Raw genomic sequence first — 19,566 nt, 5'->3', positions numbered from 1 at the left:
GCCTCACCCTTTCAGGCGAGTCATCTCCGGGTCGAAGAGCGGCTCGGCGGTGACCGTGGCCGGCAGGCGGCGCCCGAGGTACTCGATCTCCACAGCGTCACCGACCGCCAGAGTGTTCGGCAGCCAGGCGTAGGCGATCGACTTCCCGATCGTGTATCCGTACGCCGCCGAGGTGACGTAGCCGTCCGCGACACCCGATCCGTCCGATCCGTCTGACTTCGCCGAGGCGGCCCCGCCGTCCGCGTCACTCGAGCGTTGCCCGCCGACCACGTACACCGGCTCCTTGCCGAGCACCACGTCAGACGGCACGTCGAGGGTAAGGCAGGTCAGCTTCGTCGTCGCCTCGGCGGCCCTCGACTCCAGCGCGGCCTTGCCGGTGAAGTCGTCGGTCTTCGAGGCCTTCACGGCGAATCCGAGTCCGGCCTGAACCGGTTCGTGTTCGCTGGTCATATCGGTGCCGAAGGACCTGAACCCCTTCTCCAGTCGCATCGAGTTGAAGGCTTCGCGGCCTCCGGCGATGATGCCGAATTCCTCACCGGCTTCCCACAGCACGTCCCACAGTCGCGACCCGAGATCGGCCGAGGTGTAGATCTCCCAGCCGAGTTCGCCGACATAGGACAGGCGCATCGCCGTAACCGGCACACCGCCGAGCACCGCGGGCTTTGTGCGGAAGTACTTGAGTCCGGCGTCGCTGAAGTCCTCATCGGTGACCTTGGCGATGACACCCCGGGCCAGCGGGCCCCAGAGACCAATACAGCAGGTGCCCGGAGTCGTCTCGCGCACGGTCACCCACTTCGACGGGTCGGCGGCCGACTGATGCTTGGCCGCCCGCGAGATGGCCGCGAGGTCGATGTTCGAGTTCGCTCCCACCTGGTAGGTCTCCTCGTCGAGGATCGCGACCGTGATGTCGCTCGTGATGCCGCCGGCTTCGTCGAGCAGCAGCGTGTAGCTGACCGCTCCCGGTTTGCGCAGCATCGACGAGGTGGTCATCCCGTGCAGCAGTTCGCCCGCTCCGGGGCCGGTGACCTCGAAGCGTTTGAGCTGGGTCATGTCGAACATCGCCACCGAGGTGCGCGTCTTCCACGCTTCGGCTGCGGCGATGGGCGAGTGGAACTGATCCGCCCAGGCGTCCCGTTCCGGTGCCGCCCACTCGGCCGGCATCTCCGACAGCAGAGCGGCGTTCGCGTCGAACCAGTGCGGCCGCTCCCAGCCGGAGGTCTCGAGGAAGAACGCACCGAGTTCCTCCTGCTGCCTCCGGAACGGGCTCGAGCGCAGGTCACGCGGGGAGACTCGTGGCTGCAGAGGGTGGATGATGTCGTAGATCTCGACGAAGTTCTGCTGGGAGGTCTCGCTGACGTAGTCCGCTGACGTCTGCACATCCTCGAAGCGGTTGAGATCGATTCCCGACAGATCGGTCTTCGACCGTCCTTCGGCGATGAGCTCGGCCACGGCGCGGGCGATGCCGGCGCCATGGGTCACCCACACTGCCTCGGCGACGAAGAATCCGTCGACCTGTCGGGACTGTCCGACCAGCGAACCACCGTCAGGGGTGAACGAGAAGATGCCATTGAAGCCGCGCTGGATCTGAGTCTGAGCGAGTTCGGGCAGCAGTGTCTTCGTCGCCTCCCATTCGGGGGCGAAGTCGTCCGGGGTGAACTCGAGGCTCGAGGGCATCCGTTCGCTGGTGATCTCGTCGGGTGAGTAGGTCTGCAGCGTGTCGAGGTCGACGGGCATGGGCCGGTGTGCGTAGGAGCCGATGCCGATTCGCTCACCCCATTCGCGGTAGTACAGGTCCTTGTCCTGGTAGCGCAGGATCGGAGCCTGTGCCCCCGCCGGCAACTCGTTCTTCCCGATGAGTGAGGGCACCTCGGTGGTCCAGGCGAACTGGTGGCCCAGCGGCAGCAGCGGGATCGGAGTACCGACCATCTCACCGATCTTGGGTCCCCAGAATCCGGCGCAGGAGACGACGATATCGGCAGGAATCCGGTCATCGCCGCAGATCACAGCGCTGACGCGAGCGCCTGTGGTCTCGATATCGGTCACCGTTGTGCGATCACGGAATTCGACCCCTGCGGCACGGGCACGATCGATGACGAGCTGCGTGCCCTTCGCCGCCAATGCGAGGCCGTCACCCGGGGTGAGCAGACCGCCGTGGACCATGTCCCGGTTGAGCATTGGGAAGAGCTTCGCGCATTCGTCGGCGTCGATGACGTCGGCTTCGACGCCGTAGGAGCGGTTCCATCCGGCTCGACGGTGCAGGTCCTGCAGCCGATCCTCGGTGGTGGCGATCTCGAGGCCTCCGACGGGCAGGAATGATCCGCGCCCGTCGGCGTCCTTGAGCGAGGTGAGCTTCTCGATCGTGTACTGCGCGAATTCGGTCATCGACTTCGACGCGTTCGAGGAGAAGACGAGTCCCGGTGCGTGCGAGGTCGAGCCGCCCGGGATGTTCAGCGGGCCCTGTTCGATGACGAGGGTGTTGGTCCAGCCCAGCTGCGCGAGTTCGTCGGCGAGGTTGGCGCCGACGATGCCGGCTCCGATGATGACGACTCGTGGTGATGAGATCGGCACTGAGTACTCCTTGTTATTGACGGTGGTAGAGGCAGTTGTCGCAGCAGACGCCGGAGCGGAGCTCAGTCGTCCAATGCGGAGTATTTGGTTTCCGGTGCCCAGAAGAGCGAAGCGATGAACCCGACCAGAGGGAAGATCGCCGCGATGAGCAGGGTGCTCGAAACTCCCAGGTGTTCGAGCGTGACCGGGAAGAGGTAGGTGGCTCCGGCAGCACCGACTCGGCTGAATGCCGCGGCGTAGCCGACGCCGGTGCTGCGGAACCGGGTGGTGAACATCTCCGGCGGATAGACGTACTGGATGCTGTTCGACGCCGTGATGATGAGGACGAAAGCGCCGAAGACGATGAGCACGACCACTGACGGCAGCTCGGCCCATCCACCGAGGAAGACGAGCAGGACCACCATGAGCGCGAAGGTCCAATTGACGAACGTGCGTCGGGGCAGCAGCCACAGCAGCCACAATCCCACACCGGCACCGAGGAGCTGGAGCCCGTTCATGAGCAGATCCGTGGAGAATCCGCTGTTGATTCCGAGGTCCTCGAGCACCGGCACGATGAACGTGAAGATCGCGAACAGCGGACCAACCTGGCAGAACCAGAACAGTCCGGAGTAGATCACCGTGCGAACGTCGTTCTCGCGGAAGAAGTCGCGCAGGCGGGTCTTGACGACCTCGGTCGGCGCCGGCGGCAGTCCGTACTGCGGGCCATAGTGGGCGGCGACGATCGCCTGCGCCTCGGTCGTGCGTCCCTGAGCCTGCAGCCACCTCGGCGATTCGGGCAGGGCCATGCGCAGGATGAGCACGACCAGGGCCGGCACCGCACTGCTGGCCAGGAGCATTCGCCACGAATCCGCGTCCCAGACGTGGGCGACGACGAATGCCGAGATGAACCCGATGAACCAGAACGCCGCGATCGACCCGAGCAGGACGCTGCGGTGACGGCGCGGGGTGAATTCGGCCAGCAGAGCGGTGCCGACCGCGTATTCGACGCCGATGAGCAGGCCCAGCAGCAGCCGCATGGCCACGAGGTCCCATGTGCCGACGACGAAGAGCTGGGCCAGCGAGACGACGACGAAGCCGACGAGGTTCCAGAAGAACACCCGCTTGCGTCCATAGCGGTCGGCGATCCGTCCGAAGAACAGGCCGGAGACGAAGATGCCGATGAGCGCGCTCGCCGCAATCAGCCCCTGCCCCAGCGCCGACAGCCCCAGCTCCGCGGCCGCCGGAGCGACGGCACCGCCGATGACGCCGAGGATGTAGCCGTCGATGAAGATCCCACCGAAGGCCGCAACCGCGACGAGGAGCACGAGCCGGTTGAGCGGGGCCTCATCGATCGAGATCCGCCCGGCATCGGTCCGCTGCGCGAAAGCATCACGACGGACCGGCTCGATGCCGTCGATGTCCTTCTGCTGTGTCATGTGGTCTCCTTCGACTCCCCGAACGAATATGGTAGTCAGCGCCCGGTTCAGGCGTCGATGACGAGGTCGGTCTTCGCCGTCGAGCAGCACGGCAGGAACTTCCCCGCGTCGATCTCTCTGGCGCGGATTCCGCCCAGATGGTTCATCTCGACATCGCCGTCGAGCTTGACGACCTTGCAGGATCCGCACATGCCCTCCTGACAGTTCGCGGGGATCTTCACCCCCGCCTTCCGCGCGGCCTGGAGGACCGTTTCGTCCTCCCCGACGCAGACGTTGAGGCCGGTGCGCACAAACGACATCGTGTGCTCACCCTGCCCCACAGTAGGCAGTGCGGCCGGGTCGACGACGGCGATTTCGTCATCGTCGCCCGATCCCCCCGCCGAGGCGGCCGCCTCATCCCCAGCCGGGACCGCGGGCCCAGCGTCGGACTCAGATCCGGGCCCCACCTCGGCGAGGTTCTCATCGGTGACCCCGACGACCTCGATCTCGACCTCGTCCTCGACGGGCACGACCGCCTCGGCGTCGACGGCTTCGGTCGGTGCGCCGACCGCCTCGACCGGTCCGTCGGCGTCGTACTCGGGTTCGTACATGTCGAGCGCGGCCGGCTGGGACTCGAAGTACTCCTCGGTCGTCGCCGCGATCTCCTCGGCGATCTCGCCGGCGATGGCGACTTCCTCGGCGTATTCGGCACGGATCTCACGATCGCCGGAGAAGAATTCCATGAACACCGAGGTGTCGTCGACGCCGACTTCGCGCAGCAGTTCGGTCGCGGAGTTGAGGTACCCCTCCGGGCCGCAGGCGAAGACCTGCCGACCGTTGGCGTCGGGCACGAGCTCCTCGAGCAGTGCAGTCGAGAGCCGTCCCGTGCGTCCCTCCCATTCGTCGCCGCATTCCCGATCGCCGAGGCAGTAGATGACCTTGATCCGGAAATCCACATTCGCGAGGAAGTCGAGTTCCTCGGAGAAGGCAAAGGAGTCGGGGGCGGCTCCGTGGTAGAGGAGGACGACATCGGCCTGGCCGGGCAGCGAATGCACAGTCCTGATCATCGACATCAGCGGGGTGATCCCGGCTCCAGCCGCGAGCAGCAGGAACCGTGCCCGCCGATCGTAATCGGCGAGGTGGAACGCACCGACAGGGCCGAGCATGTCGAGGACGGTGCCGGGACGGAGGTGGTCATGCGCCCAGGGCGACACCCTGCCCTTGGGGTCGCGTTTGATCGTGATCGAGAACGTCCACGGCTCGGTCGGGGCCGAGGAGATCGAATAGCTGCGCGACACCGGCTCGGCATTCGGTCCGTCGATGGGGAAGTCGATGTTGATGTACTGCCCCGACCGGAACGCCAGGGGCGCCCCGTCCATGCGACGGAAGACGAAGACCATCATCCCTCCCGCCTCGGGGATGGTCTCCACACATTCGGCGGCGAATTCCTGCGGGTGCCACGGACCCAGCGCGGTGGCGGCTCCGGCCGGCCCCGAGGCGCTCGAGAGCACGCGGTTCCAGGGCATCTCCAGTCCGCGCACCCGCTGGGCCAGCGGCAGCGCGGGCACAGCGGAGGATCTCATCCGACGTGCTCCCGCATCCGCTGCACGTACCAGTTGATGAAGGCTTCGACCTGGTATTCGCTCTTCATATACGGACCCTGCTCATAGAACGGACTCGCCGCTCCCTGCTGGCAGAGTTCGACGAAGGCCTTGTCCTGCAGGTTGGTCTGCTTCCATGTGTGAGTGAGGGTCTCAAGGTCATAGTCGACGCCTTCGACGGCGTCGTCGGCGACGAGCCAAGTGGTGCGTACGAGGGTCTTCGAGGCACTGATCGGGAATGCCGCGAAGGTGATGACGTGATCGCCGAGGAGGTGGAACCAGGAGTTCGGCTGCAGATGCATCGAGCAGCGGCCGAGGCGGAAGTCCGGCAGATCGCCGAGCAGCTTCTTCGACAGCCGGCGCCCGTCTGCCGAGAAGGACTCCCCCGCTCCGTCGAGCGATTCGCGGGAGATGCGGATGCCGCCGACCCGGGTGTCGAGTTCTTCGACGACTTCATAGGGCAGGCCGTAGCGGCGGCAGCGGTATTCGAGGGAGGCCTGCGCCTGCTGGTTGCGGTCCCAGACGTCTTCGAGGTGGGGCGGGATCGTCTCATCGGTCAGGCCCCAGGTCGGGAACAGCGAGCACGCGAGCTCCGGGTGGCCGTCGCAGTGGTAGCACTCGCGGTTGTTCTCCATCACGAGCTTCCAGTTGCCCTCTTCGACGATGTTCTGCTGATAGGCGACTTTCGTCTTCGCCAGCTCATGAGGGGCGATATAAGGTTCGAAGATCTTCGCGGTCTCGTGGAAGTCCGTCGGCGGCTCTTCGGCCAGGCAGATGAACACGAGTCCGGCGGCGATCTTCCCGTGCGCGCGTTTGAGTGCGTAGCAGGACTTGTCGAAGGTCATCTCCCCCGGCGCCGAGGCGTGGATGAGGTCGCCCTCGGGGGAGTACGTCCACGAGTGGTAGCCGCAGACGAGGTTGCCCGTCGTTCCCTGCGCATCGGTGAGGACTCGTGCCCCGCGGTGGCGGCAGACGTTGTGGAGGACGTTGACGCCGCCGTCGTCGTTGTGCAGGACGATGAGGGAGTACGGACCGTAGTCGAGCGTGACATAGTCACCCGGCTCGGGGATCTCGGCGACGCTGCACGCGAAGACCCAGTGCTGACCGAAGATGGCCTGCATATCGAGATTGAAGAGGTTGGGATCCGTGTAGAACGGAGCTTCGAGCGAGAAGCCTGTCCGACGGGTGTCGAGTCGGATTCGGGTCTCGTCGAGCTTCTCCTCGGTGAACCCCGCAGGGAAGCCCTTCTTCGTCGGTGCCAGGTTAGTAGCTGTCAATGCTCATCTCCCTTGATGTCTGCCTGCAGCGGCCCACCGATGGAAGGGGCGAAATCCTCGGCGGAGACCGCGGAGACCGTGTGCTGCCGGAACGATCTCGACAGTCACACTAGCGAGGAACTCCCTGCAGAAAAAGCGCGAGATTTCGTTACATATCCTGCGGATTCACTGCATAATTGTGCGCATGATCGATCCGCGCCTGACGACACTGCGCACCTTCGCCGCCTGCGGCACCATCGCCGCCACCGCCGAGCTCACCGGCTACTCCGCATCGGCGGTCTCCGGCCAGCTCAGAGAGCTGCAGCAGACCCTGGGCATGACCCTGCTCGTCAAGGACGGCCGCGGCCTGCGATTGACTGCGACGGGGCGCTACCTCGTCCGCCGCTCCGACGAACTGACCGCCGCATGGGAGGACATCCGCGCCGGCGCGCTCGGGGCCGGGGATCAGGCCCCCACTCACTTCGGAATCGGGGGCTTCTCGACCGCATCCTCGAACCTGCTCGCGCCCTTGGCGGCGAACCTGCGGGCTTCACGGCCGAAGGTCCGCGTCCACGTGATCGAGGCGACTCCGACTCGCTGCTTCGAGCTCCTCGTCGCCGAGCGCATCGACCTCGCCGTCATCGTCTCGATGCAGGGCAATGTCCAGGTCGAGGAGGATCCCCGCTTCGAGAGCATCGACCTCCTCGACGATCCCCTCGACGTCATGGTGCCTTCAGGCCACCCTGCGGCGGGCAGGGAGTCGGTGACTCTCAGCGAGCTCGCCGGTGAGGATTGGATCACGGCCGGCCCGGGCTCGCCCTATCATTCGCTCTTCATCGCCGCGTTCACCGCCGCGGGAGTGACGCCGACGGTCGCGCACGAGTCCGCGGAGTGGGAGACGTCGGCGGCCCTGGTCGGCGCCGGGGTCGGAGTGAGCCTGCTGCCGAGGCTGGCCAGCCTCGCCGGAGAGGACAACGTCAGCCGGGTGCGGCTGACGGGCACCGGGAGACTGAGCCGGAAGATCATCGCCGCTGTCCGCGCCGGCAGTCGCAGATCCCCGCTGATCAGGGATTCCCTTCAACATCTGCGCACGACCTCCCAGTACATCCTCTCGACGCGCCTGCGCGAAGACTCCTGAAACGGCACCTCTGCCCGGCCACTGACACGGGGGCTTGACAGAGCTCTCTCACGACGGCGAGACTGCATCTAAGTCTGATGTCAGACTGATATGTCAGAGCTGTCGACGGGCTCTCGTTCGTCGCACTCGCATATCGAATTCCCACGCTTTCGCACCCATGGAGGCTCAACGATGAGCAATAAGGCAATCAGCTATGCAGGTCCCGGGAAGGTCGAGGTAATCGACACCGAGTACCCGGAATTCGTCCTCAAGGACGGGCCTGGAGTCAATCCCGCCAATATCGGCCGCAAGGTCGATCACGGTGTCATCCTCAAGACGGTGGCGACGAACATCTGCGGCTCCGACCAGCACATGGTCCGGGGCCGTACGACTGCCCCGGAGGGTCTCGTGCTCGGACACGAGATCACCGGTGAGGTCGTCGAGGTGGGCCGAGACGTCGAATTCGTCAAGGTCGGCGATCTCGTGTCGGTGCCGTTCAACATCTCGTGCGGTCGCTGCCGCAACTGCAAGGAAGGCAAGACCGGCATCTGCCTCAACGTCAATCCCGATCGTCCGGGCTCGGCCTATGGCTATGTCGATATGGGCGGCTGGGTCGGCGGTCAGGCCGAGTACGTGCTCGTGCCCTATGCCGACTGGAACGTCCTGAAGTTCCCGGACAAGGATCAGGCGATGGAGAAGATCCTCGACCTCACGATGCTCTCCGACATCTTCCCCACCGGGTTCCACGGCGCCGTCAGCGCCGGTGTCGGGGTGGGTTCGACGGTCTACGTCGCAGGTGCGGGTCCGGTCGGAATCGCCGCGGCCACCTCGGCGCTTCTGCTCGGCGCGGCCTGCGTCATCGTCGGCGATCTCAACGAGGATCGACTGGCTCAGGCCCGCGGGTTCGGTTGCGAGACGGTCGACGTGTCCAAGGGCGACCCGAAGGACCAGATCGCGCAGATCCTCGGCGAGCCCGAGGTCGACTGCGGAATCGACGCCGTCGGCTTCGAGGCGCGCGGACACGGCAAGGACGCCAGCCACGAGGCGCCGGCAACGGTGCTCAACTCGCTCGTGGACATCACCCGAGCCGGCGGCAGCCTCGGCATTCCCGGCCTCTACGTCACCGGCGATCCGGGCGCGCCCGATGAGGCGGCGAAGGAAGGGTCGCTGTCGATGCGGTTCGGACTCGGCTTCGCGAAGTCGCATGTGTTCGTGACCGGCCAGTGCCCGGTGATGAAGTACAACCGGGGGCTGATGCAGGCGATCCTGCACGACAAGGTCTCGATCGCGAAGAACGTCAATGCGACCCCGATCCGCCTCGAGGATGCCCCGCAGGGCTACGCCGACTTCGACTCCGGTGTCGCGAAGAAGTTCGTCCTCGACCCGCACGGCCTCATCTCCGCCTGAGGCTCTCAGACCTCACGCTGAGCCCGAGCTTCTCATGGCCGAAAGCCGGGTGAAGCGGTGAGAAGTGGTCGCAATCGGATACTTTCAGGACGACCTCCTGAGTATCCGATTGCGACCACTGTTTTGTGCCCCATGGACCGAAAAGAGAGCACCCAAGTGACGTATCTTGCATGGCAGAATTTGCCACGCAGTCGTGTGTAGATGCACTCGAGCCTAGGTCGCAGCCAAAGAAAACATTGCCGTTGCGGCCAAGCGCGAGGATAGACCACATTCGCCTTGACCCTTTTGATGCATGCAACATAGCATCGGGCTATGCAGAATTCTCCCGATTCCCCGCCACCCACGCTTCTCGAGCGTATCCGGTCGAAGATCACCAGCGGCGAACTGGAACCGGGCAATCCGCTCTCCGAGGTCTCCCTCGCACAGGAGTTCGATGTCAGCCGAACCCCGATCCGAGAGGTCCTCAAGCAGCTCCAGCTCGAGGGCCTCATCGAAATCCGCCCAAAGGTCGGCACCTTCATCCGCGAGCCGAACCGACGCGAGATCGTCGAGCTCTTCCAGCTCAAGGAGGTCCTCGAAGGCCTGGCCGCCGCCCTGATGGCTCGCCGCGGGCCCTGCCCGGAACTCGACCAGCTCGAAGAGATCGTCGCAGCATCAGAGGTGTCGTCGAACGCAGGCGACACAGACACCTACGCTTCGCAGGTTCAGGACTTCCACCAGACCCTCGTCGACGGAGCGGACAACAACAAACTCGTCGAACAGTACTCGCGCCTGATGAATCAGCTCGCTTACTTCAGACTCGTGCGCAAGACTCTCAACCATCCGGGCAGGGCAGTGGACTCGAGCCGAGAGCACCGCCAGATTCTCACGATGATCCAGGACAAGGACCCGTTCGGCGCCGAAACGACGATGCGTGCGCACGTGTTCGCCTCGACCCAGGAACTCCTCGTTCCGCAGACACGCACCACCCTGTCTCTCGAGCGCGACTCCTGACTTCCAGAAAACGGCCGGACCACCTGATGCTGAGCCGTCGCCACCTCTGACGCACGCCAGCGGGGCCGGGAAACTCTGTGTTTCCCGGCCCCGTTGGCGTACGCCGTCAGGCGAACTGGTCACCTCACTGGAAGTTCGGAACCACCTCGTCGATGAAGAGCTGCAGGGACGCCTTCTTCTCATCATGGCTGAGCGCGTTGTCCGACCAGAAGCTGTACTCGTCGTAGCCGAGGTCCTCGTAGTGGCGGATGCGTTCGGTCACCTCCGCCGGGGTGCCGATCATCGCTGACTTGTGCAGCGACTCGAGCTCGAATTCGGGGCGGTCGGCGAAGTTCTCCTCCGGGGTCGGATCGAGGAATCCGTCGATGGGGTCCTTCTTCCCGAAGGCCCACGACGAGAACGTCCGGTAGTACTTGTTCACTCCGGCGGCACCCACCTTCCAACCGTCCGGCTCCTCCGGGGAGTGGACGTAGGTGTGGCGCAGCACCATGATCTCGGGGCGCTTCTCGACCTCCGGGTGAGCGGCGACCGCGGTGTTGAACTTGTTCATCAGGTCTTCGACCTCACGGTCGTCCTTCATCAGCGGCGTGACCTGGACGTTGCAGCCGTTGGCGACGGCGAAGTCGTGAGTCTCGGGGCTGCGGGCGGCCAGCCAGATCGGAGGAGTCGGGTTCTGCACCGGCTTCGGCACGGCCGTCGAGACGGGGAACTGCCAATGCTTGCCCTCATGGGCGTAGTCACCTTGGAGCAGTTCCTTCATCGCCGGAACGAGTTCGCGCAGATATTCGCCGCCGTCGGCTGCCGGCATACCGTCGGCCAAGCGGTTGAACTCGAACTGGTAGGCACCGCGGGCGATGCCGACCTCGGCCCGACCACCGCTGAGCACGTCGAGCAGAGCGACTTCGCCGGCTGCACGCAGCGGATGCCAGAACGGGGCGATGATTGTGCCCGATCCCAGTCGGATCGTCGACGTCTCGGCGGCCAAGTAGGCCAGCTGCGGCATCGGGCTCGGCGAGGATACGTACTCCATCGAATGGTGCTCACCGATCCAGACAGTGCCGAAACCTCCGGCTTCGGCGATCTTGACGAGCTCGACGAGGTTCTTCCAATGCTCTTGAGGGCTGATCGAGTCGTCCCAGCGTTCCATGTGCAGGAAGAGTGAAAAGCGCATGATGGTTCCTTTCCCAGCGGAGGCCTCCGTGCCTCCGACATGTTCTTCAGTGATGTGTGATCGCCGTGGCGGTATTCAGCCGGCGGTCTCCTGAACACCGGCCGCGGCACTCTCGCGTTCGGTGATCGTCGTGTTCGTCCGCGACCAGAGGTCCTTCTCTACTTCGCGGACGATCACGGTGATGTTCTCGTCGGCGGCTCCCGTCGTGGATGCGGCGACTTCATGAACTCCGGCGATGAGGGCGCGCAGCTGTTCGGGAGTGCGCCCTCTCGCGATCGAGATATCGATGAGCGGCATGATCTCACCTTCCCAGCACGAAGGGATCTGCGACCGGCCCTTCGTCGGTGTTGATCCATACGCTCTTGAGCCTGGTGTACTCGTGCATCGACTCGAGACCGTGTTCGACCCCGACCCCGGAGTTCTTGAAACCCTGCCGAGGAGACATCGGCGACATCGCCCGATACATGTTGATCCACACGGTGCCAGCATCGAGTCGCTGCGACATCCGCATCCCGCGGGCGAGGTTCTGCGTCCACACCCCGGCCGCCAGTCCGTATTCGGTGTCGTTGGCCAGCCCGAGGACCTCGTCCTCGGTGTCGAAGGGCATGATCGCGGCGACCGGCCCGAAGATCTCCTCCTGGCAGATGCGCATATCGTTCGTCGTCTCCGTGAGAACGGTCGGTTCGAAGAAGTACCCGGGCAGACCGACATCGGGACGATTGCCCCCGTAGGCGATCTGTCCGCCTTCTTCCTCGCCGAGGCGGACGTATTCCTCGACCTTGTCCCGCTGAGCCGCGAAGGCGAGCGGTCCGAGCTCGGTGTCCTCGGCCATGGGATCGCCGATGACGATCGATGCCGCCCGAGCGGTGACCTTTTCGAGGAGTTCGTCGTAGACCCCGCGCTGGACGAAGACTCGAGACCCGGCGATGCAGGTCTGTCCGGCTGCGGCGAAGATGCCGGCGATGACGCCCATCGCCGCATTGGACACGTTCGCATCGTCGAAGACGATGTTCGGAGACTTTCCACCCAATTCGAGCGTCGATCCGATGAAGCGGCCGGCCGCGGACTTGGCGATGGCCGAACCCGTCCGGGTCGAGCCGGTGAATGAGATCTTCGCCAGCTGCGGTGCGTCGACGAGGGCCTGTCCCGCCTCGGCGCCGAGGCCGGTGACGACGTTGACGGCGCCGGCGGGGAAACCGGCCTCGTCCGCAAGTTCGGCCAGGCGCAGAATCGTTCGCGAGGTGTATTCGCTCGGCTTGATGACCGTCGTGTTGCCCGCCGCCAGCGCCGGTGCGAGCTTCGAGATCGTCAAGGTCATCGGCGAATTCCACGGCGTGATGAGTCCGACGACGCCGAGCGCCTCCCGCTGAGTGAAATTGATGACTTCGGGCGAATTCGTCGGGATCTGCGATCCCTGCACCTTATCGGCCAGTCCCGCATAGTAGTAGAGGTATTCGGGCAGGCCCTGCAGCTGCCCCTTCATCTCGCGCAGGAGCTTGCCGTTGTCCTGACTCTCGAAACGGGCGAGCTCCTCGGCGTTCTGCCCGATGAGGTCGCCGAATCGGCGCAGCAGGTGCCCTCGCTGCGTCGGCGTGGTCCGTTGCCAAGCGGTGGAGTCGAAGGCTCGCTGCGCGGCCTCGACTGCCTGCGCGATATCGGCGCCTGTGCCGCGAGCGAAGCTGTAGAGCGTCTCAAGGGTCGCAGGGTTCGTGCTCTCGAGGTATTCCCCGTCGGCGGGTGCGCGGTGCTCCCCTCCGATGAAATGGTCGAGTCGCGTAGTCATCATCGACTCCCTTCTGTGTGGTTGATCAGGGCGCGGAGGTGATCGGTGAGCACCTCGGGATGGGTGACGGGCAGCATGTGGCGTGCGCCGGAGACGATCGCGACCCGTGTGTCCGGAATCCGGTTCGCGATCCTCTCGCTCATCTCCGGAGTCGATCCCGGGTCGAGTTCGCCGGTGATCGCCAAGGTCGGTGAGCTGATCGCATTCAGCTTCGATTCGAGCTCCCGGTCGCCCGCCGCGAAGACGGCATAGGCGTGGCGGTAGGAATCGGGGTCGTTGGCCAGAAGCACAGGCCGCGTCTCGTCCCGCAGCGTTTCGGAATCTCCCTCATCTTCCGGGAACCATCGGTCGAGTGCTCGTTCCATGCTGCCGCGGAAGTCCGACTCCGCTCCTTCGAGTCGCCCCTGCACTGCAGCAGATTCCTCCTGCGTGCGAGCGCAGACGGAGCTCACGCAGGTGAGGCTGCGCACGCGCGTCGGCTCCTCGATCGCGATCTGCTGGGCGACGAGCGAGCCGAGGGAGAACCCCACGAGGTGCACTTGACCGGCCGGCATCCGTGCGAGCACATCAGATGCCATCGCCGCCAGGTCCGTGGGGCCGGTCAGCGGCGGCTGCGCACCGTGTCCGGGCAGGTCGATCGCCGAGGCGGTCCTGGACAGCAGTGCTTCGACCCGTGACCATACCGTGCGGTCGAGACCGACCCCGTGGAGCAGCACGACCGGGACTTCATCGTCTGTCGGCATCGTCCGTCTCGCTTCCTACTGCTCGGTCGAGAGCGAAGCGAGTCGCTGCTGCGGGCGACCGCCGGTGGAGCCCGCGAGTGCAATGAGGATCTCGCCGGGGTGCGGAGCGTCCGCGACTCTCCACTCGAAGGTCTGGTGGTGAGACCGGATCGTCGCGTCGGTGAAGTGCTTCAGAGGGATGTCGAAGACAGCTCCGGCCTCGCCGCGCTTCTCCACAGCCGGCAGAAGAGTCGAGGCCTGCGCGGCGTCGCGGAAGTGGTTGCCGAACTTGAGGGTGTGGATGAGTGCCGAACCGTGCTCGATCTCTCCCGAGAGTCCGACGATCGCGGCCTTGCCATAGGCCTCGAGCGTGCCGCCCAGAGCCTCCATGACCCGTGGAGCGAGAACAGCGCCGAGTTCGCTCGCCGTCGCGTCGATTCCCGAGCCGAGGTCCTCAACGAAGCCCTGCCCATGCCAAGGGTTCTCGATGACTGCCGCCACGGCAGCCACAGTGATGACGGGGTCCGTTCGCCGTCCGCCTTCGGCCAGGATCTCTTCGGTCACCGTCGTGATCTTGCGAATATTCATTTCGTCAGTCCTTTCAGGATTTCGGTGGTCACAGCACCGTCGGTGCGACGGTCGCCGATGCGGGCGAAGGGCCTCGGCCCCGTTGAGGCCGCCGCAATCACACAGAGTTCGTCAGCCTTCGGAGCATCTGTGAGTCGCAGGTCGATGGTCTGATAGTGGTCTCGCGAGGTGGCGTGGGTCTTGTGCCACATCGGCACCCTGATCGATGCCGAAGGACCCGATCGACCGTCGGCGAAGCAGAGAACAGAAGTGCCTTCAAGCATCTCTCGCATGATATTGCCGAAGTACGGAGTGTGGATGAGAGCCCCAGCGTGCTCAAGTTCTCCATCGACACCGACGACGGCACCCTTGCCGAAGGCCTCGATCGCAGAAGCCGGCCCGAGCGCGTCAAGCAGTCTGTCGGTGAGCACTTTTGCGAGCACCGGTGCAACCTGTTCGGCAGCCGGCGCCAGATCGGCCTGCGTGTCCGTGCCCGCCCAGGGATTGGCGAGCACGGCGATGGCGGCCGCCTGCGTCAACGGGGCATCCGGCGAGGCTCCGCCGTCGGCGATGATCTCTTCACGCTGCACGGTGATCGATCGGACACCTAGACGCCAGGCGAGCTCGTCGAAATCAGCCGGCAGCTCATCGAAATCATTCAATCGATCGAGGCTGGGCTTCTGTGCTCCGAGGCCCGGCTTCTGCAGCCGTGTCGGGGTGGTTGTCATGCGTCCTTCTCTCGAGTTTGTTGCATACAAGGAATCTACTTGCATGCATCGAAGCATGTCAATAGCTCTCTTAGATTGCGCGTTTTACGAGTTTTTCACGATCTATTGACGAATGCATCACACTCTATCTACGCTATCTAGCATGCAACAGATCACGATTGAACAGCTCAAGACAGAAATCCGCGCAGTGTGGCACGAGGCCTGGGACAGCGGGCGCACCGATGCGCTCGATTCGCTCTTCACCGACGACTACCAGCGAGTGTCAGCCAACTCCGGTCGGACCATGACCGCCGAGGAGACGAAGGCCGAGATCAATGAGATCCGCGCCGCCTTCCCCGACCTCACAACGACGATCGACCACATCCTCATCGAAGGCGACCAGGGCGCGATCTACTGGCACTCGGAGGGCACTTTCACCCAGCCGCTCAACGACGTTCCGCCCACAGGACAGCCGGTGACGACGCACGGTTCCAATCTCATCCGCCTCGAAGAGGGCCGGATCGCCCGCGAAGAGGTCACCTGGGATGCCCACGAGCTCCTGGCCGATCTGGGCCTGAAGTCCCTGTCCTCGGCATTCGAGGCTCAACCCGAAGTCGTCACCGATGACCTCTCCGGAGAGCCCTCGGCCGATGCCCTCAAGGCCTTCAACCGTCAGTTCATCACCGGCGTCACCGTCGTCACCACCACAGACGAGGACGGCAAGCCGCGCGGCCTCGCGGTCAACTCCTACAATTCGGTCTCTCTCGACCCGCCGCTCGTGCTCGTCTGCGTACAGAAGACCTCGTCGACGTATCCCGCGCTCTTCCGCTCAACGCACATGGGCATCAACATCATGAGCCGGAATCAGCGGGACACCATCGGCACGTTCGCGTCCAAAGCCGCAGACAAGTTCGCCGAGCTCGACTGGCACAAGGGAGCCAGCGGCTCTCCACTCATCGACGGCTCAGCAGCATCGATCGAAGTCGAGATCAAGGAGCGCTTCCAAGCGCTGACCCACACGGTCTTCATCGGACGTGTCCGCAGTGCCGAGGCGTCCGAGGACGAGCCGATGATCTACAAAGCCGGTCGCTTCTTCGACAGCGAAGATCTCACCTCTCTCAACTGATCTCGCCCCGCCCTGGCGAACTCCGATACCGCCCGAACCCCTCTCCCTACGACACACGAAGAAGTGGAGTCCTGATGTATTCCGAACCCGACCATGACCCCAACGTTGACGATGACAGTGGGGAACGGAGCGGACACCGCCGCGCACAGCTGCCCGGCAGCGGTCTCGACTCTCTGACCGGGCCGAGCCCGGCCGTACGCTATGCCGATTCCATGCGGCACCGACCTGGACGCGTCTTCTGGATCTCGATCCTCGGTGTCGGCACATTCACGTTGTGGGGAGTCCTCTCTCCCGACGGCATGGCTGCGGCGATGACCACTGCCATGGATGCTGTCGCAGCGAAGGTGGGATGGGTCTATCTCGTCCTCACTCTCGGGTGCATCGGCCTCCTCGTCTATCTCGGTTTCGGTCGTTTCGGCCGGGTCCGCCTCGGTGCCGATGATGACCGTCCCGAATACAGCACCTGGGCCTGGCTGACGATGATTCTCTCCGCGGTGATGGGCATCGGCCTCATCAGCTACGGTGTGGCCGAACCGATCACCCACTTCACCACCCCGCCGCATGGGCTCGCCGACCCCGGCACCAACGAAGCCGCCGTACGTGCTCTGCAGTTCTCCTACTTCGACTGGGGACCGCATGCCTGGGCCGTGTTCGGAGTCTTCGGCCTCGCCATCGCTTACTCGACTCACCGGCGCGGCAACACCGGACTGATCTCCCCGATGCTGCGGCCACTGTTCGGCAAGGCAATGGACGGCTGGCTGGGAAATGTCATCGACATCCTCGCCGTCATCGCCACGCTGTTCGGCACGACCACGTCGCTCGGCCTCGGTGCCTCTCAGATCAGCGAGGGCCTCAACCGAGTCTTCGGAATCCCGAACGAGCTCTTCGTTCAGATCATCATCATCCTCGGCATCACGGTGGTCTTCACGCTCTCGGCACTCTCGGGAGTCAACCGCGGGATCAAGTTCCTCAGCCAGACGACCGCCGTGCTCTCGATCTTCCTCGGCCTCTTCGTCCTCATCGTCGGGCCGACCGGGTTCATCGGAAACCTCTTCTTCCGCTCGACGGGTGAGTACCTCAACGACTTCTTCAAGGTCAGCCTGCTCACTCCGCTGGTCTCCGGTGACGTCGAGTGGTACCAGTACTGGACCTACTTCATGATGGCCTGGTGGCTGAGCTGGGGCGCTTTCGTCGGCGTCTTCCTCGCGAAGATCTCGAAGGGGCGGACCGTCCGCGAATTCGTCCTCGGCGTCATGGGCATTCCCAGTCTTGTCTTCTTCGTCTGGTTCACGATCTTCGGAGGCACCGCGATCAAGATCGACATGGACGGTGATGGCGGGATCGGCGCGGCAGCGGCCGAAGATGTGAACTCGGCGTTCTTCGAGACCCTCGAACATCTGCCCTGGGTGGGCCTCACCTCGGTGATCGCGATTCTTCTCGTCGTCCTCTACTTCGTCTCGGGTGCGGATGCGAACACATTCGTGCTCAGCATGCTCACGTCTCGCGGCACGCTCGAGCCGAGCCGATGGGTGCTCGCCGTCTGGGGTGCGCTCACGGGAACATCGGCGATGGTCCTCTTCTTCGCCGGAGGACTCGCGGCACTGCAGCAAGCGGCGATGCTCTCCGCCCTGCCGTTCGCGGTCATCGTGGCGCTGCTCGGCTACTGCATCGTCAAAACGCTGCACGAGGATCAGACGATGGATGCGTACCGCACGGTGCGGCGCCGGGACCTCGAAACTGGCGGGACAGGCACGCGCGGCGATGAGTCCGTTGATATCGATGACACCACCGTCAAGCCGGCACCCGCCGCCGACTGACCCCGCTGGCAGACTCCACCGCCTCAGACGGAATCTCGAACAGTGGTCGCAATCGGATACTTTCAGGACGACCTCCTGAGTATCCGATTGCGACCACTGTTTTGTGCCAGAGGTGTCAGCGCTTCTCCTCATCTTTCAGCCGCGCGAATGCCAAGTGGGCGAGCGCCGCGGCCTGATCGCCGAGCAGACCGTCGTCGAAGACCACCCTGGGTGAGTGGTTCGTCTCGGCGTCCGGGTCGATGCCCTCGGGCGTCGCGCCCAGGAACACGAAGGTACCCGGCACCTTCTGCAAGACGAAGGAGAAGTCCTCCGACCCCATCCGCGGATATTCCATCTCGACGACCCGCTCGGACCCGAATACTGAGCCCAGTCGCTCGAGCACGACCGTCGACTCGGCGGGGTTATTGACGGTCACGGGGAATCCCACTTGGAAGTCCACCTCGGCGGTGCAGCGGTGAGCCCGGGCGATGTTCTCGGCGATCTCCGTCACCCGCTCCTGCAGCAGGGCCACAGACTCGGCGGAGAGGAAGCGGATGGAGGCCGTGAGCTTCGCCGAGTCCGGGATGACGTTGCTGGCCTGCGCAGCTTCGAGCTGAGTGACCGAGACGACGACGGGATCGAAGATGTCGAAGGACCGACCGGTCATCGTATTCAGGGCCAGCACCACCTCGGCGAGCGCCGGCACGGGGTCGCGGGTCGCCTGCGGTTGACTGCTGTGTCCGCCCGCCCCGTGGATGGTCAGGTTGAGGTCGGCGAAGCCGGCCATGAGCGGCCCGCCCTTCGTCGTGAAGCGACCTCGAACGTCGGCTTCGACGTGGATGCCGTAGGCCGCGACGACCGGGACACCGGCGGCTTCGAGCACGCCCTCGGCGATCATCGGCTCGGCCCCGCCTTCGACCTCCTCGGCGGGCTGGAACATGAAGATGATCGATCCGGGGATCTCCTCGCGGTGAGCGGCGAGCAAGCGTGCGGCGCCGACAAGCCCCGCCGTGTGCAGGTCGTGACCGCACGCGTGCATGTTCCCGTTCTCAGAGGCGAAGTCGAGGCCGGTGTCCTCGACGACCGGCAGCGCGTCCATGTCGCCGCGCAGCAGCACCGCGGGCCCGGGTTTCCCGCCCTTGAGGACGGCCACCACCGAGGTGAGCGACTCCCCCGTGGTGATCTCAAGTCCCAGCCCGGCGAGCTCATCGAGCACCGTCCGCTGCGTGAAAGGAAGGTCGAATCCCAGTTCGGGGTTCGCGTGCAGCTTCCGTCGCAGGGAAATGAGATCGCCGAGGTGGCCCTGAGCTTCGGTGCGGAAATCTGGGGTGGTCATGGGGCTCCTCATCGTGTGGGTG

General features: G+C 64.7%; 16 protein-coding genes. 5 read left to right on the top strand and 11 right to left on the bottom strand.

What is annotated here, in order from left to right:
* Positions 1-3: 3 nt before the first annotated feature.
* From ACOZ9V_RS00965 to ACOZ9V_RS00950, 4 genes are all read right to left on the bottom strand, one after another.
* Positions 4-2,568 carry a GcvT family protein gene (locus tag ACOZ9V_RS00965; protein ID WP_434592856.1) on the bottom strand — a complete coding sequence of 855 codons (2,565 nt, stop codon included), beginning with the start codon at positions 2,566-2,568 and terminating at the stop codon, positions 4-6.
* Between the two features lie 62 nt (positions 2,569-2,630).
* Positions 2,631-3,983 (bottom strand): MFS transporter, encoded by a 1,353-nt coding sequence (locus ACOZ9V_RS00960; protein WP_434592853.1) that lies wholly within the window; start codon positions 3,981-3,983, stop codon positions 2,631-2,633.
* Between the two features lie 47 nt (positions 3,984-4,030).
* Complete coding sequence (locus ACOZ9V_RS00955; RefSeq protein WP_434592850.1) at positions 4,031-5,545, bottom strand: flavin reductase family protein; 1,515 nt, start codon at positions 5,543-5,545, stop codon at positions 4,031-4,033.
* Complete coding sequence (locus ACOZ9V_RS00950; RefSeq protein ID WP_229664036.1) at positions 5,542-6,762, bottom strand: aromatic ring-hydroxylating oxygenase subunit alpha; 1,221 nt, start codon at positions 6,760-6,762, stop codon at positions 5,542-5,544. The genes ACOZ9V_RS00955 and ACOZ9V_RS00950 overlap by 4 nt, the downstream gene beginning before the upstream one ends.
* Positions 6,763-7,024: 262 nt before the next feature.
* Between ACOZ9V_RS00950 and ACOZ9V_RS00945 the strand changes: the two genes are divergently transcribed.
* From ACOZ9V_RS00945 to ACOZ9V_RS00935, 3 genes are all read left to right on the top strand, one after another.
* Entirely contained in the window at positions 7,025-7,957 is a 933-nt protein-coding gene (locus ACOZ9V_RS00945; RefSeq protein ID WP_376905075.1) for a LysR family transcriptional regulator, read from the top strand.
* A gap of 171 nt (positions 7,958-8,128) precedes the next feature.
* Positions 8,129-9,343 (top strand): formaldehyde dehydrogenase, glutathione-independent, encoded by a 1,215-nt coding sequence (gene fdhA / locus ACOZ9V_RS00940; RefSeq protein WP_434592846.1) that lies wholly within the window; start codon positions 8,129-8,131, stop codon positions 9,341-9,343.
* 312 nt (positions 9,344-9,655) lie between these two features.
* The gene (locus tag ACOZ9V_RS00935) at positions 9,656-10,336 is read left to right on the top strand and encodes a GntR family transcriptional regulator (protein WP_172172886.1); all 681 of its coding nucleotides are present in this window, start codon (positions 9,656-9,658) and stop codon (positions 10,334-10,336) included.
* 124 nt (positions 10,337-10,460) lie between these two features.
* On the opposite strand, the gene ACOZ9V_RS00930 is transcribed toward ACOZ9V_RS00935, so the two are convergent.
* The 6 genes from ACOZ9V_RS00930 to ACOZ9V_RS00905 all read right to left on the bottom strand — a co-directional run bounded on the left by ACOZ9V_RS00930 (position 10,461) and on the right by ACOZ9V_RS00905 (position 15,307).
* Entirely contained in the window at positions 10,461-11,507 is a 1,047-nt protein-coding gene (locus tag ACOZ9V_RS00930; RefSeq protein WP_434592843.1) for an LLM class flavin-dependent oxidoreductase, read from the bottom strand.
* A gap of 75 nt (positions 11,508-11,582) precedes the next feature.
* Positions 11,583-11,804: a tautomerase family protein gene (locus ACOZ9V_RS00925; RefSeq protein WP_434592840.1), complete on the bottom strand. Its 222-nt coding sequence runs from the start codon at positions 11,802-11,804 to the stop codon at positions 11,583-11,585.
* 4 nt (positions 11,805-11,808) lie between these two features.
* Positions 11,809-13,290, bottom strand: coding sequence for an aldehyde dehydrogenase (locus ACOZ9V_RS00920; RefSeq protein ID WP_259358149.1), 1,482 nt, complete (start codon positions 13,288-13,290; stop codon positions 11,809-11,811).
* The gene (locus ACOZ9V_RS00915) at positions 13,290-14,033 is read right to left on the bottom strand and encodes an alpha/beta fold hydrolase (protein WP_172172890.1); all 744 of its coding nucleotides are present in this window, start codon (positions 14,031-14,033) and stop codon (positions 13,290-13,292) included. Before ACOZ9V_RS00915 ends, ACOZ9V_RS00920 begins: the two co-directional genes overlap by 1 nt.
* 15 nt (positions 14,034-14,048) lie before the next feature.
* A complete protein-coding gene (locus ACOZ9V_RS00910) occupies positions 14,049-14,600 on the bottom strand; it encodes an amino acid synthesis family protein (protein WP_181271102.1) in 552 nt (183 codons plus the stop codon).
* A complete protein-coding gene (locus ACOZ9V_RS00905) occupies positions 14,597-15,307 on the bottom strand; it encodes an amino acid synthesis family protein (protein ID WP_139467768.1) in 711 nt (236 codons plus the stop codon). Before ACOZ9V_RS00905 ends, ACOZ9V_RS00910 begins: the two co-directional genes overlap by 4 nt.
* A gap of 142 nt (positions 15,308-15,449) precedes the next feature.
* On the opposite strand from ACOZ9V_RS00905, the gene ACOZ9V_RS00900 reads away from it, so the two are divergent.
* On the top strand, positions 15,450-16,412 hold the full coding sequence (locus ACOZ9V_RS00900; protein WP_139467767.1) for a flavin reductase: 963 nt from the start codon (positions 15,450-15,452) through the stop codon (positions 16,410-16,412).
* Positions 16,413-16,486: 74 nt separating this feature from the next.
* Complete coding sequence (locus tag ACOZ9V_RS00895; protein ID WP_434592834.1) at positions 16,487-18,229, top strand: BCCT family transporter; 1,743 nt, start codon at positions 16,487-16,489, stop codon at positions 18,227-18,229.
* Between the two features lie 115 nt (positions 18,230-18,344).
* Here the strand turns inward: ACOZ9V_RS00895 and ACOZ9V_RS00890 are convergent, their stop codons facing one another.
* Positions 18,345-19,544, bottom strand: a complete 1,200-nt coding sequence (locus ACOZ9V_RS00890) for a M20 metallopeptidase family protein (protein WP_434592832.1) — start codon at positions 19,542-19,544, stop codon at positions 18,345-18,347.
* Between the last annotated feature and the right edge of the window lie 22 nt (positions 19,545-19,566).

Origin of the sequence: Brevibacterium sp. 1718 (genome assembly GCF_051131255.1) — a bacterium.
In the GTDB taxonomy this organism is placed as follows: domain Bacteria; phylum Actinomycetota; class Actinomycetes; order Actinomycetales; family Brevibacteriaceae; genus Brevibacterium; species Brevibacterium sediminis.
The sequence above is the reverse complement of the archived record's forward strand: the minus strand, read 5'-3'. Positions and strand labels throughout refer to the sequence as shown.